27 protein-coding genes are annotated in these 24,775 nt (G+C 46.6%); 14 read left to right on the top strand and 13 right to left on the bottom strand.

Annotation, left to right across the window (positions count from 1 at the left end):
• Positions 1-86: 86 nt before the first annotated feature.
• On the top strand, positions 87-1,628 hold the full coding sequence (locus ABZR88_RS20415; RefSeq protein WP_107827806.1) for a serine hydrolase: 1,542 nt from the start codon (positions 87-89) through the stop codon (positions 1,626-1,628).
• Between the two features lie 96 nt (positions 1,629-1,724).
• Here ABZR88_RS20415 and ABZR88_RS20410 read toward each other — a convergent pair whose 3' ends face one another.
• Positions 1,725-2,126 (bottom strand): OsmC family protein, encoded by a 402-nt coding sequence (locus tag ABZR88_RS20410; RefSeq protein WP_107827805.1) that lies wholly within the window; start codon positions 2,124-2,126, stop codon positions 1,725-1,727.
• A gap of 396 nt (positions 2,127-2,522) precedes the next feature.
• On the opposite strand from ABZR88_RS20410, the gene ABZR88_RS20405 reads away from it, so the two are divergent.
• Together ABZR88_RS20405 and ABZR88_RS20400 are read left to right on the top strand one after the other, a co-directional pair.
• Positions 2,523-2,837 (top strand): rhodanese-like domain-containing protein, encoded by a 315-nt coding sequence (locus ABZR88_RS20405; protein ID WP_107827804.1) that lies wholly within the window; start codon positions 2,523-2,525, stop codon positions 2,835-2,837.
• A gap of 3 nt (positions 2,838-2,840) precedes the next feature.
• Entirely contained in the window at positions 2,841-3,029 is a 189-nt protein-coding gene (locus tag ABZR88_RS20400; RefSeq protein WP_107827803.1) for a DUF6358 family protein, read from the top strand.
• A gap of 209 nt (positions 3,030-3,238) precedes the next feature.
• On the opposite strand, the gene ABZR88_RS20395 is transcribed toward ABZR88_RS20400, so the two are convergent.
• Together ABZR88_RS20395 and ABZR88_RS20390 are read right to left on the bottom strand one after the other, a co-directional pair.
• On the bottom strand, positions 3,239-3,982 hold the full coding sequence (locus tag ABZR88_RS20395) for a zinc ribbon domain-containing protein (protein ID WP_107827802.1): 744 nt from the start codon (positions 3,980-3,982) through the stop codon (positions 3,239-3,241).
• Positions 3,982-5,079, bottom strand: coding sequence for a Nif3-like dinuclear metal center hexameric protein (locus ABZR88_RS20390; RefSeq protein ID WP_107827801.1), 1,098 nt, complete (start codon positions 5,077-5,079; stop codon positions 3,982-3,984). The genes ABZR88_RS20395 and ABZR88_RS20390 overlap by 1 nt, the downstream gene beginning before the upstream one ends.
• Positions 5,080-5,409: 330 nt before the next feature.
• Here ABZR88_RS20390 and ABZR88_RS20385 point away from each other — a divergent pair, with 330 nt between their 5' ends.
• Positions 5,410-6,030, top strand: a complete 621-nt coding sequence (locus ABZR88_RS20385) for a class I SAM-dependent methyltransferase (protein WP_107827800.1) — start codon at positions 5,410-5,412, stop codon at positions 6,028-6,030.
• Between the two features lie 10 nt (positions 6,031-6,040).
• Here the strand turns inward: ABZR88_RS20385 and ABZR88_RS20380 are convergent, their stop codons facing one another.
• Entirely contained in the window at positions 6,041-6,448 is a 408-nt protein-coding gene (locus ABZR88_RS20380; RefSeq protein ID WP_107827799.1) for a GNAT family N-acetyltransferase, read from the bottom strand.
• Between the two features lie 121 nt (positions 6,449-6,569).
• On the opposite strand from ABZR88_RS20380, the gene ABZR88_RS20375 reads away from it, so the two are divergent.
• The 3 genes from ABZR88_RS20375 to ABZR88_RS20365 all read left to right on the top strand — a co-directional run bounded on the left by ABZR88_RS20375 (position 6,570) and on the right by ABZR88_RS20365 (position 9,044).
• The gene (locus ABZR88_RS20375; RefSeq protein WP_107827798.1) at positions 6,570-7,013 is read left to right on the top strand and encodes a MarR family winged helix-turn-helix transcriptional regulator; all 444 of its coding nucleotides are present in this window, start codon (positions 6,570-6,572) and stop codon (positions 7,011-7,013) included.
• 103 nt (positions 7,014-7,116) lie between these two features.
• A complete protein-coding gene (locus ABZR88_RS20370; RefSeq protein WP_170113557.1) occupies positions 7,117-8,376 on the top strand; it encodes an MFS transporter in 1,260 nt (419 codons plus the stop codon).
• A 98-nt stretch (positions 8,377-8,474) separates the two neighbouring features.
• Positions 8,475-9,044, top strand: a complete 570-nt coding sequence (locus ABZR88_RS20365) for an isochorismatase family protein (protein ID WP_107827796.1) — start codon at positions 8,475-8,477, stop codon at positions 9,042-9,044.
• A gap of 319 nt (positions 9,045-9,363) precedes the next feature.
• Here the strand turns inward: ABZR88_RS20365 and ABZR88_RS20360 are convergent, their stop codons facing one another.
• Together ABZR88_RS20360 and ABZR88_RS20355 are read right to left on the bottom strand one after the other, a co-directional pair.
• Positions 9,364-9,735 (bottom strand): TM2 domain-containing protein, encoded by a 372-nt coding sequence (locus ABZR88_RS20360; protein WP_107827795.1) that lies wholly within the window; start codon positions 9,733-9,735, stop codon positions 9,364-9,366.
• Positions 9,736-9,833: 98 nt separating this feature from the next.
• On the bottom strand, positions 9,834-10,172 hold the full coding sequence (locus tag ABZR88_RS20355; protein ID WP_107827794.1) for a DUF2752 domain-containing protein: 339 nt from the start codon (positions 10,170-10,172) through the stop codon (positions 9,834-9,836).
• A gap of 129 nt (positions 10,173-10,301) precedes the next feature.
• On the opposite strand from ABZR88_RS20355, the gene ABZR88_RS20350 reads away from it, so the two are divergent.
• Positions 10,302-11,324: a ligase-associated DNA damage response exonuclease gene (locus tag ABZR88_RS20350; RefSeq protein ID WP_107827793.1), complete on the top strand. Its 1,023-nt coding sequence runs from the start codon at positions 10,302-10,304 to the stop codon at positions 11,322-11,324.
• A 16-nt stretch (positions 11,325-11,340) separates the two neighbouring features.
• Here ABZR88_RS20350 and ABZR88_RS20345 read toward each other — a convergent pair whose 3' ends face one another.
• Both ABZR88_RS20345 and rsgA read right to left on the bottom strand, forming a co-directional pair.
• Positions 11,341-12,126, bottom strand: a complete 786-nt coding sequence (locus tag ABZR88_RS20345) for a hypothetical protein (protein WP_146166504.1) — start codon at positions 12,124-12,126, stop codon at positions 11,341-11,343.
• Between the two features lie 62 nt (positions 12,127-12,188).
• Positions 12,189-13,109: a ribosome small subunit-dependent GTPase A gene (gene rsgA, locus ABZR88_RS20340; RefSeq protein ID WP_107827791.1), complete on the bottom strand. Its 921-nt coding sequence runs from the start codon at positions 13,107-13,109 to the stop codon at positions 12,189-12,191.
• Positions 13,110-13,363: 254 nt separating this feature from the next.
• On the opposite strand from rsgA, the gene ahcY reads away from it, so the two are divergent.
• The gene (gene ahcY / locus ABZR88_RS20335) at positions 13,364-14,680 is read left to right on the top strand and encodes an adenosylhomocysteinase (RefSeq protein WP_107827790.1); all 1,317 of its coding nucleotides are present in this window, start codon (positions 13,364-13,366) and stop codon (positions 14,678-14,680) included.
• A gap of 97 nt (positions 14,681-14,777) precedes the next feature.
• Here ahcY and ABZR88_RS20330 read toward each other — a convergent pair whose 3' ends face one another.
• Positions 14,778-15,227 carry a hypothetical protein gene (locus tag ABZR88_RS20330; protein ID WP_107827789.1) on the bottom strand — a complete coding sequence of 150 codons (450 nt, stop codon included), beginning with the start codon at positions 15,225-15,227 and terminating at the stop codon, positions 14,778-14,780.
• Positions 15,228-15,255: 28 nt separating this feature from the next.
• Entirely contained in the window at positions 15,256-16,479 is a 1,224-nt protein-coding gene (dctA, locus tag ABZR88_RS20325) for a C4-dicarboxylate transporter DctA (protein ID WP_107827788.1), read from the bottom strand.
• Between the two features lie 154 nt (positions 16,480-16,633).
• Here dctA and ABZR88_RS20320 point away from each other — a divergent pair, with 154 nt between their 5' ends.
• The 3 genes from ABZR88_RS20320 (at position 16,634) to ABZR88_RS20310 (ending at position 18,658) form a co-directional block, all read left to right on the top strand.
• Complete coding sequence (locus ABZR88_RS20320; RefSeq protein ID WP_107827787.1) at positions 16,634-16,876, top strand: MoaD/ThiS family protein; 243 nt, start codon at positions 16,634-16,636, stop codon at positions 16,874-16,876.
• Between the two features lie 6 nt (positions 16,877-16,882).
• Entirely contained in the window at positions 16,883-17,302 is a 420-nt protein-coding gene (locus ABZR88_RS20315; protein ID WP_107827786.1) for a molybdenum cofactor biosynthesis protein MoaE, read from the top strand.
• Positions 17,303-17,422: 120 nt separating this feature from the next.
• Positions 17,423-18,658 carry a PP2C family protein-serine/threonine phosphatase gene (locus ABZR88_RS20310; RefSeq protein ID WP_107827785.1) on the top strand — a complete coding sequence of 412 codons (1,236 nt, stop codon included), beginning with the start codon at positions 17,423-17,425 and terminating at the stop codon, positions 18,656-18,658.
• 76 nt (positions 18,659-18,734) lie between these two features.
• Here the strand turns inward: ABZR88_RS20310 and ABZR88_RS20305 are convergent, their stop codons facing one another.
• Both ABZR88_RS20305 and ABZR88_RS20300 read right to left on the bottom strand, forming a co-directional pair.
• Positions 18,735-20,903, bottom strand: a complete 2,169-nt coding sequence (locus ABZR88_RS20305) for a carboxy terminal-processing peptidase (protein ID WP_107827784.1) — start codon at positions 20,901-20,903, stop codon at positions 18,735-18,737.
• A 364-nt stretch (positions 20,904-21,267) separates the two neighbouring features.
• The gene (locus tag ABZR88_RS20300; protein ID WP_146166503.1) at positions 21,268-21,783 is read right to left on the bottom strand and encodes a hypothetical protein; all 516 of its coding nucleotides are present in this window, start codon (positions 21,781-21,783) and stop codon (positions 21,268-21,270) included.
• A gap of 264 nt (positions 21,784-22,047) precedes the next feature.
• Here ABZR88_RS20300 and ABZR88_RS20295 point away from each other — a divergent pair, with 264 nt between their 5' ends.
• The gene (locus ABZR88_RS20295) at positions 22,048-22,671 is read left to right on the top strand and encodes a hypothetical protein (RefSeq protein WP_107827782.1); all 624 of its coding nucleotides are present in this window, start codon (positions 22,048-22,050) and stop codon (positions 22,669-22,671) included.
• Between the two features lie 5 nt (positions 22,672-22,676).
• Here ABZR88_RS20295 and ABZR88_RS20290 read toward each other — a convergent pair whose 3' ends face one another.
• Positions 22,677-23,306: a DNA-3-methyladenine glycosylase gene (locus ABZR88_RS20290; RefSeq protein ID WP_107827781.1), complete on the bottom strand. Its 630-nt coding sequence runs from the start codon at positions 23,304-23,306 to the stop codon at positions 22,677-22,679.
• A gap of 175 nt (positions 23,307-23,481) precedes the next feature.
• Here ABZR88_RS20290 and ABZR88_RS20285 point away from each other — a divergent pair, with 175 nt between their 5' ends.
• Positions 23,482-24,762 (top strand): replication-associated recombination protein A, encoded by a 1,281-nt coding sequence (locus ABZR88_RS20285; protein ID WP_107827780.1) that lies wholly within the window; start codon positions 23,482-23,484, stop codon positions 24,760-24,762.
• Positions 24,763-24,775: the final 13 nt, after the last annotated feature.

Here is a 24,775-nt window from a genome sequence, read left to right as displayed (position 1 = left end):
ATCCTAAGTGATATTTTACCGTACAAAGTGTTAGTAAAATGGGGAGTAAATTAATACTTTATGCTCGTTAAATACATTGGTGTGTTATGAAAAAATTAAGGTTGATTTTCACCGGTTTAATGTTGTCTGCAACCTGCGCGCTGGCGCAGCCCGCGGCAGACAGAACAAATTTTATAAGAGACAGCCTTGATGTTTACATGAATCGCGCCATGACCAACTGGCGCATTCCCGGTGCTGCGGTTTGTGTAATTAAAGATGGTAAAATAGTAACCATGCGCGCCTATGGCGTAAAAGAGCTGAGCTTGCCCAACAAGGTTGACGAGAATACGCTGTTTATGATTGGTGGCAACACCAAAACTTTTACCGCCACCGCCATAGCCATGCTGCAAGAGCGCAAACAGCTATCGCTGGACGATAAGGTGACTAAATACATCCCAGACTTTAAGCTCGATAACAAGCCTGCCGGCGAGATGGCCACCATCCGCGATCTGCTTAGTCACCGCATTGGGTTTGGCACGTATCAGGGCGACTTTACTTTTTATAATACAGATCTTACCCGGCACGATGTGGTAGAACGCATGGCCCGCATTAAGGCCGCCCACCCTTTCCGTACGGAATGGGGATATACCAACTCCGCATTTTTGACGGCAGGTGAGCTAATGCCCAGAACAGCGCAGGGCCGCTCGTGGGAAGCTTTTATAAAAGACAATATCTTCGCCCCACTGGGCATGACCAATACCCTAGCCTTAACCCGCGATATGCCTCAGGCATTAAACCGCACCGCACCGCACACGCTGGTTGACGGCCGGTTGGTGGCTATTCCATACGCCCAACTGGATAACCTGGCGCCTGCTATGTCTATCTGTTCGTCTATCAGCGATATGAGTAAATGGGTAATGGCTTTGTTGAATGATGGTAAGGTTGGTCCGCGGCAGATCATCCCTGCAGCAGCCATCAGCGCTACACGCCAACCGCAGGATATTGTTAAGAGTGTTCATCACCTGAGTGGAGAAAATAACTTTGAACTTTACGGACTAGGCTGGTATCTGCAAGACTATGCCGGTCATCGCGTGGTGATGCATGACGGTGGGGTGAGCGGCTATGTATCATCGGTAACGCTGGTACCGCAGGATCATTTGGGCATTATCATCCTTACCAATACAGATCAGAACTCGCTTTACGAAGCGTTGCGTTGGGAGATAATGGATGCTTACTTTAAGTTGCCTTATCGCAACTACAGCGAGGCGTATCTTAACTTTTATAAAACAGAGCAAAAGAACGAGCAACTGGCCGATAAAAAGCTGCGTGATACCACCATTTTAAAGCCAAAGCCGGCGCTGCCGCTTAATGCCTATACCGGTAAATACATGAACGATCTGTACGGAAGCATGACCATTACCATAGGCGGCGAGCTGAACGATCAGTTACAGTTGCGCTTTGAGCATCACCCTAAAATGTTTGCCCTGGCGCAGCCCTTGGGAGGAAATCGTTTCTACGTGTCATTCTCAGACCCTGAATACGGTAAAGCGGTGTTTCCGTTTGCCGTTATCAATGGTAGGGTAACCGGCGTGCGCGTCAAGGTGTCGGATTTTATAGAGATGACGCCGTATGATTTTAGGAAAATGTAATACCCAACCCAACCCTCCCCGAAGGGGAGGGCTTTGAATATCTAAATAATTAATGATGCTAGTAATTCCTCCCCTTCGGGGAGGCTAGGAGGGGTATTACCACCCAAAATCCACTGTCTTTTTCATGTCTGGATGCAAGCTCAACATTACCGGACAGGTAAGGGCTGCATTTTCAATGATGGCTTTCTGCTTATCATCATACGTATGCGGAAACTGGAAGCTGATCTGGATTTCGGCCACCTTACGCGGACTAGCGCTCATAATCTTGGTGATATCGCAGGTTGTGCCTTCAAGCGCAATGTTGTGGGTGCGCCCGGCAATGCCCATAATGGTCATCATGCAGCTGGCCAGTGATGCCGACAGTAGATCTGTTGGCGAAAATGCTTCGCCTTTACCCTGGTTATCAACAGGGGCATCTGTAATAATATGTGTGTCTGATTGCACGTGGACGGCCTCGGTACGCAGCTCGCCCTGGTAAGTTGTTTTTATGGTTGGCATATTGGTTTTTGTTTTATGATCAAAGTTACTAATAAATAGCAGAGGGGAGATACAGATGCGTAACAGGTGGCGACCAGCGGGAGGAGCGTAGAAAGCAAATAATTTCAGATATGGACAGGCCGCCCCGATGGGGCTTGTTTCTTGTGTTGTTTATTCTACAAACAGGTCATCCCTACGGGATTCTTTAAAACGTGATTTTAGCTCCAGAGGAGCGGTCTGTCTGTAGCTCATTAACCTGTCTTTTTTCAAGCCCCGTCGGGGCGATCTGTTATCTTAATGTGTCTTTTTCAAACACATTAAGCCAATTTATAGCGATAACTTACACAAATTCAACACTCAGCATGCACAAGGTATGGTGCAAAACAATAACTTTGATGAATTAATAACACAGATACGATGAAAGAAATAACCGTACAGGAACTGAAAGACAAGTTAGACAGCGGCGAGGATTTCCAGCTGATTGACGTGCGTGAAGATTTTGAATATGAAATGTCTAACCTGGGCGGCACCCTGATACCGCTGGCGGGCGTATTGATAGAAAGCGAAAAAATTTCAAGAGATAAGCCGGTGGTGGTAATGTGCCGTAGCGGCAAGCGTAGCGCGGTAGCTATTGGTCAGCTGGAGCAATTGGGTTACACTAACCTGGCAAACCTGCAAGGTGGCATTTTGGCCTGGGCGCAAGAGATTGACCCGGATATTCAAGTATACTAAGCCATGTGGAAGAAGTTTGCACTTAATATTGCTTATACTATCGGTTTTTTCCTGGCCGTTATTATAGGCTGTTGGGCTTATAAAAATCATCAATACCTATACTTGGCTGGTGCTGCGGTTGTAGGAATAATGTTTGTTATATTAAAGACTCGCTTGCGTAAAGAGGTTCGTGAGATGCTAAAAAATCGTTAAGAAATTCTTAAAAATAAGTTAAGAAGAAATATTGTAGAGCCACATAATTGTGGCTCTTTTTGTTGGTATGGTAGTTAGTCAGAGGTCATTATATTGGTTGCGAGATTATCTATCGCGATAGTAAAAAAATGTTCCCCGTGGAACAAAAAAAGCCCTTCGGTATACCGAAGGGCTTTTTTTGTAAATGTAATTATTTGATTGTCAGAAGCTTATGCTTCTTCAACTTCCATTGCCATTTGCTCATCAACCAGGATACGGCCACAGTGCTCGCAAACGATGATCTTTTTGCGCTGACGGATATCAGACTGACGTTGAGGCGGGATCTGGTTGAAACAACCAGAACAAGAATCACGACGGATGGTTACTACAGCCAGGCCGTTTTTGGCGTTGTTGCGTAAACGAGTGTAAGCAAACAGCAGGCGGTCTTCAATATTTGCCTGTGCTTTTTCTGCCTCGTTCAGCAGATCTTCTTCTTCTTTCTGCGTTTCGGCAGTAATGGTGCCTAGCTCTTCTTTCTTAACATCAAGATCTTTACGACGCTCTTCCAGATCTGCCAGGGCTTTTTCATAAACCTGGTTTTTGCTGGTGATCTCGAAGCCAAACTCGCGGATTTTTTTCTCGCTCACCTGGATGTCAAGTCCTTGGATTTCAACTTCTTTGGTTATAGCGTCGTATTCACGATTGTTTTTAACCTCGTTCAGCTGAGTTTCGTATTTTTTGATATTGGCCTGGGCATCGCGGATAACGTTTTTGCGGGTAACAATTTCATCTTCCAGATCGTCCAGTTCATATTTGATTTTCTGGATACGTGTTTCCAGACCGGCCACATCATCTTCCAGATCGGCAACCTCCATTGGCAGCTCACCTCTTACCTGGCGGATCTTGTCAATTTTTGAGTGGATGGTTTGTAGTTCGTATAAAGCTTTAAGCTTTTGTTCTACGGTTTGTTCCATTAAATATAATATTTTACGGGGTTCGTATTTACTTCAGTTAAACGGACCGCAAAGCTAATGAATTTTTTTTGAATTATTTCACACAATAAATGCTGCGTAAATTGTTCACTTTCAAAGTGTCCCACATCTGCTATTACTATCTTTCCTTCGGCATCAAAAAACTCATGGTATTTGTAGTCGGCCGTTATAAACACATCAGCCCCGGCCGCTATGGCCTGCTTTAGTAAAAAACCTCCTGAGCCGCCACATACGGCCACCTTCTTTACCATTTTGCCGGTTAATGCTGTGTGTCGGATTACGCTGGCATTCAGTTGCTGTTTGATGTGCTGTAAAAATGAGCGCTCATCTATCGGGAAGTCTAGCTCTGCTATCATGCCGGCGCCCACTTGCTGGTGCTGGTTGGTGATGGGGTATAAGTCATACGCCACCTCCTCATAAGGATGCGCCAAGAACAAGGCCATCAGTATTTTACTCTCCAAATTGGCCGGATAAACGGTTTCTATCCGTGTTTCGGCTTCGGTGTGGCGAGCGCCTGGTGTGCCTGCGTAAGGGTTGGTCCCCGCATCGCCATTAAAGGTGCCTTCGCCGTTGGTGTTAAAACTGCACTCGCTGTAATTACCAATGTGGCCGGCGCCGGCTTTAAACAAAGCATCGCGTACCTGACCGGCTTGGTTTGCCGGAACATAGGTAACCAGCTTTTTAAGCAAACCGCCCTTGGGCGCAAGAATATTGCAGTTTTTTAGTCCCAGTGCGTCGCAAATGCGTTTGTTTACACCTTCTTTTATATGGTCAAGATTGGTGTGGATGGCATAAATGGCAATATTATGGCGGATGGCTTTTTCTACCACGCGCTCTACATAGGTTTTGCCGTTAAACTTTTTCAGCCCTTTAAAAACAATAGGGTGGTGCGAGATGATGACCTGACAATGCTTGGCAATGGCCTCGTCTACAACGGCTTCGGTACAATCCAGCGAGATAAGCGCCTGCTGAATTTCTGCGTCAGGCCGACCGACGATCAATCCGGCATTATCATAATCTTCCTGGTAGGCCAGCGGGGCCAGGCTTTCCAGGTAGTTGGTCAATTCATAGAGTTTCATGCTGATAAATTTAGTGATTAGTTGTAGAAAGCCAATCTCTGCATTTATGTCATACCGAGCGACAGCGAAGTATCTCTGGGGGCAAGCTGCCGGGATAGTTCTTCGAGATGCTTCGTCCCTCAGTATGACATATTGGATTTTCTTCCTTATATCCGTTCATGTGTCAGCGCTTGAACGGGGGATATGTGTTATCGTAATAAACCAGCCTCTTTTTTCTGAAAATGAAAGTCGACAAACTTAAATTGTTCTAAAATTGTTTACCAAAAGTTAAAACAAAAACGAGTAACGCCTGCTATTCTATTAGGTTTCAACTGAAAGCAGGCGTTACTTATGAATACTTTTAACTACCTGAAAAGACAATTAAACAGGCTGAAAATAGATCTGGCAACCCAGGGCACCTTCCTGGCCGGACAAATCCCCAGCATTGATAGCCATAACATACTCAAAACCGTAAGCACCAATTACGAGGAATTGGATCAGATTTTTTCTAAAAGGATCACCCTCGCTTCGGATGACGTGATAGTTGATGTTGGCTGCGGCAAAGGCAGGGTGTTTAATTATCTGTTATATCATGGCTATACCAACCGCATGATAGGTTATGAAATAAATGTAAAAGTAGGCCTGAAAACACGCGAACGGCTGAGTCGCCATCAGAATGTCGATATCCGCTGCGGCAATATCTTTGATGATTTCCCTACTGATGCTACCATCTTTTACCTTTATCATCCGTTTAAAGAGGCCATGATGGAGGAGTTTGGTAAACGGATATTAAGCATGCCCGGCCGTCCGCTCATTATATACAACAATCCAGTGTATGTAGACGCATTGGGCAACCTGTTTGATAAAGAAGTTTTTGAGCTGCCCGTGCCCGGTTATAATTATCGCTTTAAGTTTGCCATAGCTATGCCTAAACAAGGCAGACAGCAAAAGCACACGCAGTGGGTGGCCTGAGTTTGGCGTCTTAGTGATCGTTGCCTTTATAAATCCACATGGACTGGGTTTGCCCGGCCGGTTCAAAGCCGCATTTGCTATAAAAATCTATGGCCTTGCCATCGGCAACCAATATCTGCTGATGAAAGCTATTGTATTTCTCCTGAAACTTCGCCAAGATCATTTTGCCTACGCCCCGGCCCTGGTAGTCTGGATGAACAATAAGGTGCGGATAATAAACCACCAGGTATCCGTCTGAAAGCGCATTACCCAAGCCAATCAAACGACCGCTATCCCAAGCGGTGATGAAAGAGTGGGAGTTAAGCAGCGCTTGGTATAACAATTCGGGCTTCTCTGCAGACGACCAATGGTTGGCCCTGTAGATAGCAATGATATCTTCCTGCTTAACGTCTTTGGTTTCTTTAATGTCGATGATCATTCTGGACTAGTTTTCTTTCCGGCGCTTCAAGTTAAGTTAAATCTTCATTTCAAAATTACTTTCGGTTAACAAAAGAAGCACGATATTTGTAAGGTAAACTTACAAGTTTAGCTGATTAATAATGAATCAACAAGAAACCCGGCATCTGGCCACTGATTTGCGCACCGTAGTAACACGGCTGACCAAGAAACTCCGCAAAAAATCGGCAACGGGGGCGAAGCTGTCGCTCACCGCACGCTCGGTTATTGCGCAGTTGGATCAGCATGGTACGATGCTGCCTACAGAGCTGGCAGCGGCCGAGAAGATCACCACGCAATCTATGTCGCAACTGTTGGGGCAACTCTTGGAGATGGGGGTTATTAACCGCACGCTGTCAACGCAAGATAAGCGTAAGGTGCTGATCTCGCTTACCGATTACGGCACCGAACTGATTAACCAGGTGCGTCATGAGCGCGAAGAATGGTTACTGAAAGCCATGGAGCAGGTATGCACACCCGATGAGCAGGAAGTGTTGAGGAAAGCTATTGGTCCGCTAAGCCGGTTGGTTGATTTTGACCCCTCCTAACCTCCCCAAAGGGGAGGAATATTAGGAAGAAGGGCCAGTTAGAGAAAGTTTGGAATATAAAAATATTAAGAATTCCTCCCCTTTGGGGAGGTTAGGAGGGGTGATGATCACAACATTCAGGGCCTTTAGAAGCCGCAATTACCGTTTATATTTCTTCGGGCAGTCCGTATCGCTTATTGGTACGTGGATGCAAAAAACAGCGGTGAGTTGGGTGGTGTACGAATTGACGCACTCTAAATTTATGCTGGGTTTAACGCTGTTTGCCAGTATGTTCCCGTCGTTTCTGTTCTCTTTTATTGGTGGTGTGGCGGCAGACCGGTATAACCGTTTCCGGTTGCTGCTGGCTACGCAAATTGCATCGCTGGTGCAGGCGGTGTTGTTAACGCTGCTCATCTTTTTCAGGCATTATAACATTTGGGAAATACAGGCGCTGAGCGTGCTGCTGGGTTTGATTAATGCGTTTGATGTGCCCGCGCGCCAATCATTGGTTTATGAGATGATTCATGATAAGTCTGATCTGCCCAACGCACTGGCTCTTAACTCATCAATGGTGAATTTATCGCGATTAATTGGCCCAGGCATTGCCGGGTTGATCATAGAAAAATTTGGCGATGTTTTTTGTTTCGGACTGAACGCGGTAAGCTTTATTGCAGTTATAGGTTCTTTGTTGCTGATGCGCCTGCCTAAATATGAGGCCAAGCCACACAATAAAAATGCATTTACCGATCTTAAAGAAGGATTCCACTACCTGAAAAATACGCCGTCTATCAATTTTATTATAGTGATGCTGGGCGTGATGAGTTTGCTGGTGTTGCCCTACAGTACGCTGATCCCAGTTTATGCCAAAGATATTTTTCACGGTACGGCATCCACCTTTGGGGTGATTGATAGCGTGATTGGCCTGGGGGCATTTTCTGGGGCTATTTTCTTGGCATCCCTCAAGCCGGGACGTAATTTAAAGAAGATATTGGCCATCAATACACTCGTATTTGGTGCTGGGTTGGCGCTATTCTCTCATGAGCATAGTTACCCATTGGCGCTATTCTTCTCGGTAATGGCTGGTTTCGGTATGATGTCGCAGATCACGATCAGTAATACGCTGATCCAAACTACGGTATCGCAAGAAATGCGCGGACGGGTGATCAGCTTTTATGCCATGGCCTTCTTTGGAATGCAACCACTGGGCGGCTTGATTATCGGTGCCGTGTCTCAACGGATAGGTGTACAAAACACAGTGCTGGCCGAGGGCTGCGTGGCCTTGCTTACCGGCCTCCTGCACTTCAGGTTTTTGAGAAAGAGCAACCTGAAAAAGAAACAGCAAAAAATACTGGAACAAGCGCCGGCACAAGCGGTGGCGCCTTAAGCCCTCTAACCCCCTGAAGGGGGGACAAAGCAGAACATTTATACATCACATACATAAAAGTCCTCTCCTTGGAGAGGATTTAGGAGAGGTAAAACCCTATGATAACATCACTTGATCCAAAAACTGCATTGGTTTTAGTAGACCTGCAGAAAGGCATTGTTGGCTACCCGGCGCTGGCAGCGGCTATTGGCGGCGTGCTTGGCAATGCTAACCAACTGGTAGCTGCGTTTCGCGCGGCAGGCCAGCCAATTGTATTTATTAATGTTGACCCTGGCGATGCGCGCTGGCCAAAAACACGTAAAGACTCGGGCCCCAATAACCCTGGACCCATCCCCGCAGAAATGCTGCAAATTACCGAAGAGGCAGGCATACAAGCCGGCGATACGGTGATTACCAAACACTCATGGGGCGCGTTCTGGCAAACAGAACTGCATAGCCATCTGCAACAACTGGGCGTTACCGGTATTGTGTTGGGCGGCATTGCTACCAGTATAGGCGTTGAGGGCACTGCCCGCCAGGCTTATGAACTGGGTTATAACCTCACCTTTGTTACGGACGTAATGACCGACATGGTACCGTCGGCTCATGAGCATAGCACCAAAATCATCTTCCCGCGGATGGGTGAGGTTGGCGTTACTGCGGATGTGCTGGCTAAGCTGGGAGTCTAAACGGTTTTTCTCCAAAAATCAATAAAGGCCAAGGCGATCTGATCAGATCGCCTTGGCCTTTATTGACTCTAATGTCATTTCGAGCGAGCGAAGCGGGGGAATGAGCAAAGGGCGACGAGAAATCTTATACGATTGCATAGTGGCTTTGCTTGTCAATCACTGTGTCGCTCTTACAAGATTTCTCTTGCGCGCTCACACTTAACCCTTGCTCGTGCTCATCGAAATGACAAGGTTGGGTTAAGGATGATGTCGTTGAAAACCAAAAACGGCGGACTGCATAGTCCGCCGTTCTTATGATATATGATGGAGTTGACGTTGATTAATAAAACTGACCGCCAATTTTAACGATGTTAAATGCCTCGTAAGCCATTTTTTGATTATACTCAAATGTGAGTGTTTTATAGTTGATGACATCTACTATGGTACCAATACAACACAAACCGCCGGTGAAGAAGAATAGGATGCCCATGCCTACCTGACCCATTACAAAGCGGTGAATACCGGCAAATCCAAAGAACCCAATAACGGCCAATAACAGGATGTCATTAGGGTTTTTTCTTTTGGTAGAATATACCACAAAGAAGCTTTTTAGCTGATTTTCATCCAGCCCGTTGGTGGCTTGTTTTAAGAAACCTAATTCTTCGGCAGATACGCCTGGCAGATTCATGTATGCATTTTGATAAAAGTCCATTTTATTTGGTATTGATTTAATGAGTGATTGTTTAAAAACTGAGATAAAATTACGCTGGCATTGGCTTTTGCCCTATGGTAATTAGGCGGGGCAAAGCATTAAATCGGTAAACGGCGGTTTGCTGTCGGTGAAAATGCCGCGTTTTCATCTACCGGTTGTTGGGCTTTTATTGCACGCCTAAATAACACAACAATACGGTGCATCAATATCAACAAAGCCGGTATGCCTATCCAATGTGCATGCAGCAATGCCTTTACGTCTCCATGAAGCAAAAAGGCAATAGAATGCCCCAGACCGCAACCCGGACACCAGGTAAAGCCCATTAAGCGTAGCGGACACAGCACAAAGTGCGTTTGTGTCGGGTTGGTAAAAGCCAGCGAGGTGAGGGCCGCTACCCAAAATATCAGTTCGAAATTGTTCTTTACCAGCTTGATCATAGTCTTTTAGAGGGTTATAATCAGGGGTTGTTACAGGCAAGTTATTAAAAATGATTGAGATAGGCGCGGGAAGTATCCCATCAAAACCAATTGCCGCTATTGCCGTTGTCTATTAACAAAAGACATTCTATGCCCCGCAAACCGTTGCTTGAGTTTACAGACCGCGGCATTTACTGCCCCAAAGGCGATTTTTACATCGATCCATGGAAACCGGTAGACTATGCTGTGATTACCCATGCTCATGCAGACCACGCTTATTGGGGGCACAAGCATTACCTGGCACATCATCTCTCCCGCGAGGTGTTATATTATCGGCTGGGTGAAATTAACCTGCAAACGGTGGAATACGGCGAAACATTGAATCGCAACGGCATCGCCATCACCCTGTTTCCGGCAGGGCATGTTATCGGTTCGGCGCAGGTACGCCTGGAGTGCGAGGGGGAGATCTGGGTGGTATCCGGCGATTATAAGGTGGAGGATGATGGCGTTTGCACACCGTTCGAGCCTGTACGCTGCCATCACTTTATTTCTGAGTGTACCTTCGGGATGCCCGTTTACAAATGGAAACCGCAACTACAGGTGTTTGAAGAGATGAACAACTGGTGGCGCCATAACCTGGATAATGACCTGGCAACGGTTATTGTGGGTTACTCGCTGGGCAAGGCGCAACGTATTTTGCAGAACCTTGACCTGTTTAACGGTACGGTTTATACTCATGGTGTTATTGAGAACACTAATCAGGCGCTACGCAAAAATGGCGTCAGTTTGCATCCGACAGAACGCATTACTCCGGAGATTTCAAAAGAGCTGGTGCGAAAAGGTATCATCATCGCCCCGCCATCTGCCGTAGGCACGCCATGGATGCGCAAATTCGGGCCTTATAGTTTTGGCTATTGCTCCGGCTGGATGGCCATTCGCGGGGCTAAGCGTCGGCGCGCGGCAGACCGTGGTTTTGTGCTGTCTGATCATGCCGACTGGGACGGCCTGATCAGTGCCATTGATGCCACCGGCTGCGAAAGGGTATACCTTACCCATGGCTACACCGCCACCTTTGCCCGCTATTTAAACGAGATTGGGTTTGACGCGCACGAGGTGCATACCCTGTATGGCAATGAGGAAGAAGAACCCGGTAGCGCCGATGATGCGGTTTGAGCAGGCGCGCGACTACCTAAAAGCTATAACCAAACCTGAACATAAATGCACTGCCTACCTCTATCGTGCCAAAAAAATCATTGATCTTCATGTAGTAGCTTGCCTTGGGGTAGATGGTTCTAAACGCCTTTGCGGCAAACTCATTGTCGTTTCTGTAGTAAGTGTCATTAAGCGGGTTGTGCCCGGCAGTAAAGCCCAGGTAGCCACGTATGCCGTGTTGGAAGTGTTTGTTGTTTTGGTTATGGAAGATGACTTCGGTAGTCAACCCGGCGCTGAACAGATCGGTACGCGTATCTACATAATTATCTGGCGAAAGCATGGCGTACGACTTCCGGAAATCTGCATAGCTGCCAAACTCATGACTGTAAACAGCTTCTACGCCAATAAAACGAAAATCAACCCTGTCGTTATGAACAAACGCGTTTGCCGAAAACCGGCCACCAACCGCACCGAAAAAACGATCGGTACTGGTACTGCTGTTGTTATTCGATGAATTATTGTTATTGCTGCTGTAATCGCCAAACACACCAAACGCCCCGTAAGCCACATTGGCGCCGTTAAACACATGGCCTTCGCTCAGGTTAACCTGTCCGCTCACCAGGCCGTCATTAAAATTAGGGTTGGTATAAAAGTTGCCGCCGCCGGAAATATAGGTGGCCGATTTTTTTTCGTCCCACGATGTGGGCTTGGGCATGTAGGCAATATCCTGGTGATACAGCGCAGGCGAATAAACTTTTGAGCACGCGCCCAAAATCAACGATAAACCTGCAAGTACAAATAGCTGTGGTAGTTTTCTTTTCATAATAAGGTTGATGTATTAGGAAGAACTATATCAGTTTGTTTTTATTGTGAAAGCAACAACATCTACGCGCGGGTATCATTACCATGATAGATGCTGAGGTAACTCTCATAACGGGTTGGTGCTATCTCTCCTTCTTCAACTGCATCTAAAACAGCGCAGCCGGGCTCGTTAATATGGCGGCAATTATTAAACCGGCACCCATTCATCCGCTCGCGAATCTCTGGAAAGAAGTGCCCCAGCTCCTGTGGTTCAATGTCAATAATGCCTAACTCACGGATACCCGGGGTATCTATAATGGAGCCACCATGCGGCAGATCGTGCATTTCGGCAAAGGTGGTGGTATGCATACCTTTATCGCTCCATCCGCTTACCTCTCCGGTGCGCAAGGCCAGATCGGGCAGCAGGGCGTTGATCAAACTTGATTTACCTACCCCCGAGTGACCGGTAATCAGCGTGGTTTTATCTTTTATCAGTGCCTCTACCTGGTCAATATTGGTGCCTTTCAGGGCTGATACTTCAAAACAAGGATAACCAAGATCTTCATAGATCGATTCGTACTCGGCCAATATCTCCAACCCCTCTTCGCTAAACAGATCCAGCTTGTTAAAAACCAATGCGGCAGGTATGTCATAGGCCTCGGCCGTTACCAGGAAGCGATCAATAAAGCCTAATGAAGTACGGGGCGATGCCAGCGTAACCACCAGTATGGCCTGATCCAGGTTGGCCGCAATGATCTGCGCCTGTTTAGACAGGTTGATAGATTTGCGGATAATGTAGTTTCTGCGTGGGTGCAGGTGGGTAATCACCGCGTTATCACTACCAGGTTCAAACTCAAAATCAACCTGGTCGCCCACGGCAATAGGGTTGGTGGTTACCATGCCCTTAATGCGAAACTTACCTTTAATGCGTGCCTCATAGCGTTTGCCATCAGGCGTTTGCACCTGATACCAGCTTCCGGTTGATTTGGTTACGAGTCCTTGCATAAGTGGGTAAAAGTAAGGAAATTGTCTGAACCGGGATTTATTAGATTTTAAGGATTAACAAGATTTCTATGTCTTTCACGTCATGCCGAACTTGTTTCGGCACCCCACATGCTAAGTTGCCGCCATTTATTTTTTATTCCAGAGCCTCACTTCAAAACCCCAATCCTTAATCGGCTAATCGCCAATCACTGCCAATGGGCACAATTTCATTTTCATAAACCTATTGCGTAATTTTGCGTCAAAATCAAGAAATTATGTCTTCAGTAGAAACCACTTACACCAAATACAAGGTAAAAGATTTTTCGCTGGCTGATTGGGGCCGCAAAGAGATTGAACTGGCCGAAGCCGAAATGCCGGGCCTGATGTCGCTGCGCGCCGAATACGGTCCGTCAAAACCATTGGCTGGTGCACGCATTGCAGGCTGTCTGCACATGACCATCCAAACCGCCGTGTTAATTGAAACCCTGATTGCGCTGGGTGCTGAAGTTACCTGGTCTTCTTGTAACATCTTCTCTACTCAAGATCATGCTGCTGCTGCTATTGCCGCTGCTGGTATTTCTGTTTACGCCTGGAAAGGTATGAACGCCGAAGAGTTTGACTGGTGCATTGAGCAAACCCTGTTCTTTGGCGAAGATCGCCAGCCATTAAACATGATTCTTGACGATGGCGGCGATTTAACCAACATGGTATTAGACAAATACCCTGAGCTGGTTGCCGGCATTAAAGGTCTTTCTGAAGAAACCACTACCGGTGTACACCGACTGTATGAGCGTGTTAAAAACGGTACGCTGCCTATCCCTGCTATTAACATTAACGATTCGGTTACCAAATCTAAATTTGATAACAAATACGGTTGCCGCGAATCATTGGTTGACGCGATCCGTCGCGCTACCGACGTGATGATGGCTGGTAAAGTTGGTGTTGTTTGCGGTTATGGCGATGTGGGCAAAGGCTCTGCAGATTCACTGCGCAATGCCGGTGTACGCGTTATCGTTACCGAGATTGACCCGATCTGTGCCCTGCAGGCTGCTATGGAAGGTTATGAAGTGAAAAAACTTTCTACCGCTATTGCCGAGGCTGATATTGTAGTAACTGCTACCGGTAACAAAAACATCGTTCGCGAAGCGCATTTCCGTGCGTTGAAAGATAAAGCCATTGTTTGTAACATCGGTCACTTTGATAACGAGATTGACATGGCTTGGTTAAACGGCGCTTATGGCAACACCAAAATTGAGATTAAACCACAGGTTGATAAATATAACGTTGACGGTAAAGACGTAATCGTATTGGCAGAAGGCCGCCTGGTAAATCTGGGCTGTGCTACCGGTCACCCAAGCTTTGTAATGTCAAACTCGTTCACCAACCAAACCCTGGCTCAGCTGGAACTGTGGACCAACGGCGGCGCGTACGAGAACAAAGTTTACACTCTGCCAAAACACCTGGATGAGAAAGTTGCCCGTCTGCACCTGGCCAAAATTGGTGTAGAACTGGAAGTGCTTGATCAGGATCAGGCTGATTACATTGGTGTACCAGTAGAAGGTCCGTTTAAACCGGAGTACTACCGTTACTAATTAAAAAGTCAAAAATAGAAATTCAAAAGGCCGGTGTGATGAACATCGGCCTTTTTTATAATAATCGAAAGCGTTTAATCATAGGGCACGCCTCTTTTTAGTAAATAACGGCAGTAAAAGCGCTTGTTGCACCACTGGCAACAGTTACAGAAGGCGCAGTTACCTTGTCGTTTGCATCAATTTTCCCGTCTCCGTTAGTGTCTTGATAAACAACGGCACCATTTGTATAACCAATAGGGATAAGGCCACTGTAATAATTTTTGGCGGCACCATTAACAGCAACCACATAATAAGTCCCCGCATTTACATTACTAAAAGTAGCTTTGCCCGTTTGGTCTGCTGTGGCGTTGTAATCTGGTGCACTGCCCGCGGTGGCCGCCGTTGCACTAACATATAAATTAACAGTAGCCCCGCTGGAAGCAGTTTGGGTAACCCCGGATTTTACCGTTACGGCGATGTTTGTAGTAGTTGTTGTTTTATCGTTCTTTTTACAAGACGAAACGCCCAACAATAAAAGCGCACATGATAAGATAAAGATTTTTTTCATGATGCTTGTTTTTTACAATATAACCTTTCTAACCCGGCTCCACAAACTCACCCTCACTCTTAGCAATCACAATGGTAGCAATACCATTCCCTATCACATTGGTGATGGCCCGTGCCTCAGACATAAAACGGTCTATACCGAATAGTATCGCCACGCCCTCTATGGGGATGATCTTCATGGCCGTTAAGGTTGATGTAAGCACAATGAACCCACCGCCGGTCACCGCAGCGGCGCCTTTGGAGGTCAACATCATAATGCCAATAATAGTCAGCTGCTGACCCAGCGAAAGCGGCACATGAAACACCTGCGAAAGAAAGATAACCGCCATAGACAGATAAATGGTGGTACCATCCAGGTTAAAAGAATAACCCGTAGGGATCACCAACCCGACAACCGATTTGGAGCAACCAAACTTTTCCATCTTCTCCATCATGGCCGGCAGTGCCGATTCTGAAGATGAGGTACCCAGTACAATCAAGATCTCTTCTTTAATATGTTTGAGGTATTTCCACAGGCTAAACTTCCAGATCATGCAGATGATGTTGAGCACCACAAAAACAAACAAGAACATGGTCAGATAAACCGAGCCCATCATTTTGGCCATTGGTTTCAACGTCTGCACGCCATATTTGCTGATGGTAAAAGCCATCCCCGCAAAAGCCCCAATAGGGGCCAGACGCATCACCACCTTCATAATATTAAAGAAGACCTTTAATAATTTATCAAATGTGCCAATGAGTGATTGGCCTACGCTTCCCATCTTGCTCAGCCCAAAGCCGAAGAGGATAGCAAAAAATAATACCTGCAAAATATCGCCGCGGGTAAAAGCATCAAAAACGTTATTGGGGATGATGTGCGCAAAAAACTCGCCCCACTTCATCTCGCCGGCGGCTTTCTGGTAGGTGGCCAGCTTGGCTTCATCAACGTGCCCGTGTGCACTAACGCCATCGCCGGGGCGGAGTATGTTGGCTACCACAATGCCTATTATCAGCGCAAAAGAAGTGACCACCTCAAAATATAACAGCGCCTTGCCGCCAACGCGGCCCACCTTTTTCATATCGCTCATGCCTGCAATGCCCAGCACAATGGTAAGGAAGATGATGGGAGCGATGAGCATGGTAATCAGGTCTATAAACTTCTTGCTGATCAAGTCGGCGGTTGGGCCGAAGCTTTTAAAGTAATAGCCCACAATAATGCCCAGCGCAATAGCCACAAGCACCTGGAAGGTAAGGTTGGTTAGTAGTTTCTTCATGAACCAACAAGGTACAATTTTGCAAGGGCTTGTTAAAATGATGTATTATAGTCTGTTAAATGCAACTAAGATTTTACGGTGCAACCCTTCCCAATGCTTGCCGTTTGGCTGCGTGTTGTTCAACTTGCCCCAGACTTGGTATATTTGCATAGTTATGTTAGTAAACATCTTAGCGTTCGGCATTGCCAAAGATATTTTTGGCGGTAGCTCCATTAAACTGGAATTACCCGAAGGAGCAACGGCCACCAGCCTGAAAACAGCGTTGGAACAAAAGTATCCGCGATTGAAACAACTCGCCTCCTACCTGTTAGCGGTAAACAATGAGTATGCCGATGATGAACTGCTGTTGAGCGCTACTGATGAGATAGCCATTATTCCACCAGTAAGCGGAGGTTGATCTGATATGGAAACCAGCATTATTTTAACCCACCAGCCTTTAGATATCAACGCCTGCATTGCGCATGTAATGGCGCCAGATTGTGGTGGGATTGATGTTTTTATTGGCACCGTACGCAATGCTACCAAGGGCCGCCCTGTGCTACGTCTGGAGTTTGAAGCCTACGAGCCCATGGCCCTGAGCGAGATGAAAAGACTGGCCGACCGCGCTCTGCAGCAATGGCCGGTGCAACGTATTGCTATCCACCACCGGGTGGGCACGCTAGAGGTAGGCGAAGTGCCGGTGATTATTGCCGTAGCGGCAGCCCATCGCGATGCTGCTTTTGAGGCTTGCCGTTTTTTGATTGATACGCTGAAACAAACCGTTCCTATCTGGAAGAAAGAGGTTTTTGAGGACGGCGAAGTATGGGTATCTGCCACTCCATGACAACAGGTCTTTGCTTTATTAATAAAGCGCATTAAATTAACGCTAAACATTGTGCAGATAATGTTTCCGGGGTTTTATTGTTAATTTAATTTTATAATTTAGTGAAGCCCTCTACGCTACATGCAGCAAACAAATAACCAGGGAGAAGACGAATTAATACGATTACTGCTCAAGAGGCAGTCTGAGTTGAACTCATTGTTGGAGATTACGCGTGCTATTAACCGTAACTCGGCCACGCCTGTTATCATCCAGATGCTGGAGGCTATTTTTAAAAACCTGCTGCGCATTGGCCGTATGCGGCTGCTGGTAGAGAAAGATGATAGCTTTATCTGCCTGTCTAAATACGGCGGACAGTTTGAAACGCTGCCGGTACTGCTTAGAGCCTGTAATACATTAAAGAAAATAAGGGAGCCGTTCGCACTAATCCACAGCCGGAATTTCTTATTAAGCAGCTACGATTTCTTTATCCCCATCTATACTAAAAATAAGCCGCTGGCCTACATCCTGATTGGTGATTTTGAGTCTGACGATGAAATGGTAGATAACGACCTGCAGTTTGTACAAACGTTGGTCAATACCATTGTGGTGGCGCTGCAAAACAAAAAACTATTTCGCCAGCGTTTAGAAACCGAGCGTATGCAGCGCGAAATGGAGCTGGCAGTAGAGGTGCAAAACATGCTGATCCCCGGCAAGCTGCATAAAGATGCCGCGGTAGAAATTGGCGCCAAATACCTGCCCCATCAAGACATCGGCGGCGATTATTTTGATTTCATCCGCCTGAACGACCAGGAGCTGCTTTGGTGCATTGCCGATGTGTCTGGCAAAGGCATTTCGGCTGCGCTGCTGATGGCCAACTTTCAGGCCAGCCTGCGCGCCTGGGCCACGGTAGAAGATGATTTGACCAGCATTGTAGACCGGCTTAATCATATTGTGGTAAGCAACACACGCGGCGAGAAATTTATCACCCTTTTTCTGGCCAAATACAATCAGCATACACGCAAGCTCAACTATATTAATTGCGGACACAACCCATCTATCCTTTATGCCAATGGCGAAGCGGTGCCATTAAAATTGGGAACTACGATGATTGGTGCGTTTGAAAATCTGCCGTTTCTTAACCAGGGCGAGATTGATGTAGAGCCAGGATCGCTCATTATCAATTACACCGACGGATTGATGGATTACGAGGTAGATCAAACCAAACAGTGGAACGAAGACAAGTTGATAGAGTTTACAATCAACAATGGCGAGCAGCAGCCAGACCGTTTTAACCAGCTCCTGATGGATCATATGAACCTGGTGATCAGGGGCAAGCCTATTGACGATATTACCCTGCTTACGCTGAGGATTTTTTAGCAGTGTTTTCTGCCGGCCAGAGCAACAAAAAAGCCCCTGCGGTAATCCGCAGGGGCTTTAATATAAAGCTTCTTTTTTATTGTTTTGGTGCCGGAACGTTGGTTACCTTGTTGTCCATGCCAATATAGTCTGTCAGAATCTGACCGGCCTCAATTTTCAGGAAGTCCAGGTCGTCAGCTTCTTTCTTGGCAACGGCAGCTGGTTTAGCAGTCTCGCCTTTTTTGAGTGGTTGAAGGCCCATCGCTACACGACGTTTGTTGTTCCGGTCAAAAGTGCGGGCCTCATCGGCATCGCGTTGTTGTTTCAGCGATTGCTCGTTCAACGTAACACTCTTCTCGGCGTCACGTTTCTTAAAGTCGGCAATATCATCCAGCAGATATTTGTAGTTAGGGTTGGTAGCCATGCGCTGGTCATGCAGTTTGTTTAGCTGCGGCAACACATTGCTAAAGCTGCCTACGGTGCTGTAATCGCTTTTGTTAATCATATCAAAAGGCAGTGCAGATGATTCGGTATCCTCGCCATATTTATCCATCGGTATCACAGACGGGAATTTGATATCAGGCGTTACGCCTTTATGCTGCGTAGCGTTACCGCTGATGCGATAGAACTTGGCGATAGTCAGGTTCAGCTGGCCGAACTGGCTCTGGCTGCCATTACCCACCGCGGCTGATTTGGTGTTTTTACCGGCCAAACTAGCCAGCAGATTTTTAACCGACGGGCTGATTACCTTATCCAGATCGATTGGGCTTTGCACGGTGCCTTTACCATAAGTTTGGGTACCGATGATCAAACCGCGACCGTAATCCTGGATAGCGCCTGAGAAAATTTCTGATGCCGAAGCGCTGAAACGATCTACCAGCACGGCCATTGGGCCGGTCCAGGAGATAGATGGATCTTCATCCTGGTCAACTTCAATTTTATTCTGGGTATCGCGCACCTGTACTACGGGGCCTTCTTTAATAAACAGGCCAGCCAGCTCAATAGCTTCCATCAGCGAGCCACCGCCGTTTTCGCGCAGATCGATCACCACGCCGTCAACGTTGTTCTTTTTCAGGGTGTCCAGAATCAGGCGTACATCGCGGGTGGTGCTTTTGTAGTTGGCATCGCCGGCTTTGTAGGCGTTAAAATCAACATAGAAAGCAGGGATAGAAATGATACCAATTTTCACCTGTTTGCCATTGTTGTTATAAGTGCGAATCTCTTTCTTGGCCGACTGATCTTGCAGGATGATTTTTTCGCGCACCATCTCTACAATCTTAGGTTTGTCTGATGCCGATTTACCTTTTGGCAGAATTTTCAAACGTACAATGGTGCCTTTTTTACCGCGAATCAGGGCAATAGCATTATCAATGCGCCAGCCAATTACCTCGGTAAACTCGCCGTCTGCACCCTGGGCAACACCAATAATGCGGTCATCAATGCTAATCTGTTTGCTCTTATCGGCAGGGCCGCCCGGTACTACGCTTTTAATGGTAACGTACTCGTTCTCTGTATTCAGACTTGCACCAATACCCTCCAGCGAGCGCGACATATCAATGTTAAAGTTGGCCGCGTTTGACGGGTTAAAGTAATTGGTGTGCGGATCTATGCTATTGGTAAACGCATCCATGAACAGCTGGAACACATCCTGGTTTGACAGTTTGTTTGACTGCGATAGCAGGTTCTCATAACGTTTGCGCAGGGTTTCTTTGTTCTTGGCCATATCTGCACTAGCCATCTTCAGGTTCAGCAGATCGTATTTTACACGCTGCGTCCACAACTTGTCCATATCAGCCTGGCTGGCTATCCATGGCAGGTTATCACGGTCGTAGGTAAAAGTTTCGTTCTGGTTGTAGTCAAACGGTTTGTCAATCTGCGCCAGCGAGTATTTTACATGCTCGTTATAGCGTTTCTGGTAAACGTTAAAAATGTAAAAAGCATCGTTCAGGTTGCCGCTTTTCAGATCGTCATCCAGCACGGTGCGGTATTTTTCAAAATCCTTTACGTCTGATGCCAGCAGGTAATTGTGGTTCTCGTCAAGCGCTTTCAGGTAGCGGTCAAATATCAGGGATGATATCGAGTCGTTCAGTTCTACCTTTTTATAGTTATAGCTGGAAATAAACGAGGTAATGGTACGGCACACTACAGACTGCTGCTCATCAGGCTGAACATCGTTAGAGCCGGGCACACTTATCATCTTAGCCGGAGCGGCTTTGCATGCCAGCGCAGAGCCGAGTATCAGTATCACATACAGTTTCTTAAACATATCCTTGGTTGTCTTTAAATCGGGGTTAATATCTAACATCAAACTTGCGCCTTTATTATTTGCTTTTCCGTTTTGCCAATGTAAATAAAAAGAGACAGCATTTTACGGCCGTCTCTGCATAGAATAACAATTATACAAAATATGTTTTTATTTAAAAGCAAGGCAGCAAGTAAATTACAAAGTGGTTACAGGGGGATTAGATAAGAAGTTATTTAGCTTGTCATTGCGAGGAACGGCAGGGGTAAAGCAGAGGGTGACGAAGCAATCTCGTCGCATTCATAGCGACTTTGCTTGTCCGGACTATCCTCCGACGAGATTGCTTCGTCGTTCCCCCTCGCAATGACAATAGGTTAAATGATGAATATTAATCAATCGAAGCCGTTTCCGCATAACGTAGATCAGAACGCAGCGAGGCCATGCGTTTCTGGCGTATTTGTGATAGCTTTTGCTCGGCCTCAATAACACCGATGAGCCAGCCTTTAGCGGCGGCCATATCACGAGCTTCAAGCAGGTCTTGCTGGCCGAGTACAAAATCGCCAATCTCTGATTTGAGGATGCCTAACTGACAGAGGTTTGAAAACGTGAGGCGATAATTATTTTGCTGTCGCGATATGAGGCTGCTTTGTAGAAAGTACCATTTGGCTTCAGACAGGCGATTCTGTAATACAAACAGCCTGGCCAGTTCATTAAAATTGTAACTGGCCTCGGCATAAACATGGAAACGCATATTGTGCTGTGCCAGTTTCATAACGGCATATTGGTTGGCCTCCAGGTCAAAATCGCTGCGTGGCACCTGGTAGCGCATGAGTTTGCCCTGCGGCAGTTTAAATACAAAAAATTGTTGCGGACGCGCCTCCACAGCCGAGGGTAATTGCGGCAAAACCGGCCGTTTTTTGAAACGGAAAAACTGAGCCGATGCGGTAAGGTGAAGGCATGCCACTATGAGGCACAAAAACAATCGCTTATACAATTTTTCTCCTGAGTTTAATTAAATTAATCAGATTGCAAAGATATAGCTAAATATCAATAGTTTAGATGGTGTTGAATTTAAATTTAAGGTAAAAAATTTATTATACAAAAAATGATGCGGCAGCGGGGCTGATTTTAAAATTTGTTAGTTTAGCGCATCCTTATCAAAAATAACATGAACAACAGCTTTATCCCGCTCATACTAATACTGGCCACCTCTTTCATTATTTATATGATCAGGTTTAGTAAAGGGTCCAAAAATTCCACGTCTTTAATTACGCCGCCGGTAAAGCCGTCTGGTCCTGTTGTAAACGATAAACTGATTATTATCCAAGGCGAGAATATTGCTAAAGCCCGATTGGCAGCTAAAAAGTTTTCTGAAGCATATAAGCTGAAAGATGACGGCATAAAACTGCGTTTAACAGATCTTGGTGATAAAAAGCAGGTTGTTACTTTTCCGTTTGATATCTCTTTTGACGCATTTTGCTTTGCGATAAACTTTTTAAAATATCCTACAGATATTCTATGGGCAGCACAAATAACCGCCTGGGGCACCACCCGTATTGGCGATAGCTGGATAACGCCCGAAATTGCTGGAGAGAAGGCCATGTTTTATCTGCCAGAAAATGATACCGAATATGATATGGTGTTGATGACATCCTCACAAAACGTATTGTATAAGCTCGGGTTTTCTAAAAGTAAAGCCAAGCAATTGCCTGATTTTCCAGAGCAGCCTTACCATAAGCCAACTGTTAGTCTGGAGCAAATTGCCAGCCTTCCTTTTGAAGATATTGAATAGAACGATTACTTCCCGCGCGGCGTAGACAAATAATAATGCCACAGCAACATGGTAGCTACCGTGCGGTAAGGTTGCCAATGTTGCGACATGGTTAAAAATACTTCACGCGGGGTATCTTTAGGCAAGCCTTTCACTCTTTTAAATGCGTTAACAGCGGCCAAATCGCCAATGGGGAAAACGTCGGCCCGTTGCAGTACAAACATCAGGTAAACATCTACCGTCCAGTTGCCAATGCCTTTAAGGGCAGTCAGCTTTTGGCGGATCTCGTCGTCGGGCAAATGTTCCAGTTCATCAAGTCTTAAATGGCCGCCCAGCAGCGCTTCTGCCAGGTATTTAGTGTATGCCATTTTTTGCCTGCTGAAATAGCAGGCTTTCATTTCCTCGTCGGTTAATAACAGCACCCGTGCAGGCGTAATTTCCTGTATCCGCTCGCGCAGTTTATTCAAAGCTGATAATGCCGAGGCCAGCGACACCTGCTGTTCCAGAATAATGTGCACCAGCGTTTCAAAAGTATTAGGCCTGCGCCACATGGGCGGATAACCGTGTGCCTGGATGATGGCTGCCAGATCTGCATCGCGCGTAGCCAGTTCATCGCAAATGGACGAGAAAGTCTCAGTAGTAAACTTGTAGATCATCTGAAGCTGCTATCCCTCCCCTGGGAGGGGTGTGTAGGTAATGTGCGGTTGCTGGGAGAGGTTTAGACCACTGTATTATCGGTTAAACCTATTCCTCCTTTACCCGTTATCACAAAGATTAAATATTTTGTTTGGTTTTACTAAAAAATTTGGGATTTTAGACTGCTCATAAAAAATGAATAACCTTCCGCCATTAGCAGAGCGCATGCGCCCCCGGTCACTGGGCGATTATGCTGGCCAGCAGCATCTTGTTGGTCCAGGCGCGGTATTGCGCAAGGCTATAGAAAGCGGGTCGTTGCCCTCTATGATTTTCTGGGGGCCGCCGGGGGTGGGTAAAACCACGTTGGCGTATATTATTTCGCAAAGTTTGTTCAGACCGTTTTTTGCGTTGAGCGCCATTAACTCGGGCGTGAAGGATGTGCGCGAGGTAATTGAAAAAGCATCGCTGCTGAAACAACAGGGAGGTTCGTTACCTATTCTTTTTATTGACGAGATTCATCGGTTCTCCAAATCTCAACAAGACTCATTGCTGGGCGCCGTAGAGCGCGGTATTGTTACGCTGATTGGTGCCACAACAGAGAACCCATCGTTTGAGGTCATCTCGGCTTTGCTATCGCGATGCCAGGTTTATATCCTTCAATCGCTGGAAGAAAGCGATTTGCTGCACCTGCTTGACAAAGCCATGCGCGAAGACGAGGTGCTGAAGACCAAAAAGATTGAGATCAGAGAGCATGAAGCACTGCTGCGCCTCTCTGGCGGTGATGCCCGCAAGCTGCTCAATATTTTTGAACTGTTGATCAACGCTTTCAGTACAGATCCTATTGTATTAACCAACGAGGTGGTGCTGGAGCACGTGCAGCAAAACATGGCGCTGTATGACAAAACGGGTGAGCAGCATTATGATATCATTTCGGCCTTTATCAAATCCATGCGCGGCAGCGACCCTAACGGGGCCGTTTACTGGCTGGCGCGAATGATTGTTGGGGGAGAAGACCCGCTGTTTATTGCCCGCCGCATGCTCATCCTGGCGTCAGAAGATATTGGCAATGCTAACCCCAATGCCCTGCTGCTGGCACAAAGCTGCTTTGAAGCAGTACAGGTGATTGGTATGCCCGAGTCGCAGCTGATCCTGTCGCAAACGGCTATTTACCTGGCTAACTCGGCCAAGAGTAATTCGGCTACAACAGCTATTGGTCAGGCTATTGCACTGGTGAAACAATATGGCGATTTACCCGTACCGCTGCACCTGCGCAACGCGCCCACCAAGCTCATGAAGAACATTGGCTACGGCAAAGACTACAAGTACGCCCACAGCTATGAAGGCAACTTTGCCGATCAGGATTTTCTGCCAGATGCACTGAAAGGAGCCCAGATCTATGACCCCGGCACTAACGATGCCGAACAGAAAACCCGCGAAAAACTGCGCAAATTGTGGGGAGAGCGATATAACTATTAGCAGAACCTTTTGG

The sequence above is a fragment of the Mucilaginibacter yixingensis genome, assembly GCF_041080815.1.
In the GTDB taxonomy this organism is placed as follows: domain Bacteria; phylum Bacteroidota; class Bacteroidia; order Sphingobacteriales; family Sphingobacteriaceae; genus Mucilaginibacter; species Mucilaginibacter yixingensis.
The sequence above is the reverse complement of the archived record's forward strand: the minus strand, read 5'-3'. Positions and strand labels throughout refer to the sequence as shown.

Coding starts and splice junctions, on each gene's coding strand:
- ABZR88_RS20305 (WP_107827784.1), bottom strand. CDS start 20,903: ATGTTTAAGAAACTGTATGTGATACTGATACTCGGCTCTGCGCTGGCA.
- ABZR88_RS20290 (WP_107827781.1), bottom strand. CDS start 23,306: ATGATCTACAAGTTTACTACTGAGACTTTCTCGTCCATTTGCGATGAA.
- ABZR88_RS20330 (WP_107827789.1), bottom strand. CDS start 15,227: ATGAAAAAAATCTTTATCTTATCATGTGCGCTTTTATTGTTGGGCGTT.
- ABZR88_RS20310 (WP_107827785.1), top strand. CDS start 17,423: ATGCAGCAAACAAATAACCAGGGAGAAGACGAATTAATACGATTACTG.
- ABZR88_RS20400 (WP_107827803.1), top strand. CDS start 2,841: ATGTGGAAGAAGTTTGCACTTAATATTGCTTATACTATCGGTTTTTTC.
- ABZR88_RS20385 (WP_107827800.1), top strand. CDS start 5,410: ATGAATACTTTTAACTACCTGAAAAGACAATTAAACAGGCTGAAAATA.
- ABZR88_RS20410 (WP_107827805.1), bottom strand. CDS start 2,126: ATGCCAACCATAAAAACAACTTACCAGGGCGAGCTGCGTACCGAGGCC.
- ABZR88_RS20345 (WP_146166504.1), bottom strand. CDS start 12,126: ATGAAAAGAAAACTACCACAGCTATTTGTACTTGCAGGTTTATCGTTG.
- ABZR88_RS20295 (WP_107827782.1), top strand. CDS start 22,048: ATGAACAACAGCTTTATCCCGCTCATACTAATACTGGCCACCTCTTTC.
- ABZR88_RS20380 (WP_107827799.1), bottom strand. CDS start 6,448: ATGATCATCGACATTAAAGAAACCAAAGACGTTAAGCAGGAAGATATC.
- ABZR88_RS20370 (WP_170113557.1), top strand. CDS start 7,117: ATGATCACAACATTCAGGGCCTTTAGAAGCCGCAATTACCGTTTATAT.
- ahcY (WP_107827790.1), top strand. CDS start 13,364: ATGTCTTCAGTAGAAACCACTTACACCAAATACAAGGTAAAAGATTTT.
- ABZR88_RS20390 (WP_107827801.1), bottom strand. CDS start 5,079: ATGAAACTCTATGAATTGACCAACTACCTGGAAAGCCTGGCCCCGCTG.
- ABZR88_RS20375 (WP_107827798.1), top strand. CDS start 6,570: ATGAATCAACAAGAAACCCGGCATCTGGCCACTGATTTGCGCACCGTA.
- ABZR88_RS20350 (WP_107827793.1), top strand. CDS start 10,302: ATGCCCCGCAAACCGTTGCTTGAGTTTACAGACCGCGGCATTTACTGC.
- dctA (WP_107827788.1), bottom strand. CDS start 16,479: ATGAAGAAACTACTAACCAACCTTACCTTCCAGGTGCTTGTGGCTATT.
- ABZR88_RS20365 (WP_107827796.1), top strand. CDS start 8,475: ATGATAACATCACTTGATCCAAAAACTGCATTGGTTTTAGTAGACCTG.
- ABZR88_RS20415 (WP_107827806.1), top strand. CDS start 87: ATGAAAAAATTAAGGTTGATTTTCACCGGTTTAATGTTGTCTGCAACC.
- ABZR88_RS20285 (WP_107827780.1), top strand. CDS start 23,482: ATGAATAACCTTCCGCCATTAGCAGAGCGCATGCGCCCCCGGTCACTG.
- rsgA (WP_107827791.1), bottom strand. CDS start 13,109: ATGCAAGGACTCGTAACCAAATCAACCGGAAGCTGGTATCAGGTGCAA.
- ABZR88_RS20360 (WP_107827795.1), bottom strand. CDS start 9,735: ATGGACTTTTATCAAAATGCATACATGAATCTGCCAGGCGTATCTGCC.
- ABZR88_RS20395 (WP_107827802.1), bottom strand. CDS start 3,982: ATGGAACAAACCGTAGAACAAAAGCTTAAAGCTTTATACGAACTACAA.
- ABZR88_RS20320 (WP_107827787.1), top strand. CDS start 16,634: ATGTTAGTAAACATCTTAGCGTTCGGCATTGCCAAAGATATTTTTGGC.
- ABZR88_RS20355 (WP_107827794.1), bottom strand. CDS start 10,172: ATGATCAAGCTGGTAAAGAACAATTTCGAACTGATATTTTGGGTAGCG.
- ABZR88_RS20405 (WP_107827804.1), top strand. CDS start 2,523: ATGAAAGAAATAACCGTACAGGAACTGAAAGACAAGTTAGACAGCGGC.
- ABZR88_RS20315 (WP_107827786.1), top strand. CDS start 16,883: ATGGAAACCAGCATTATTTTAACCCACCAGCCTTTAGATATCAACGCC.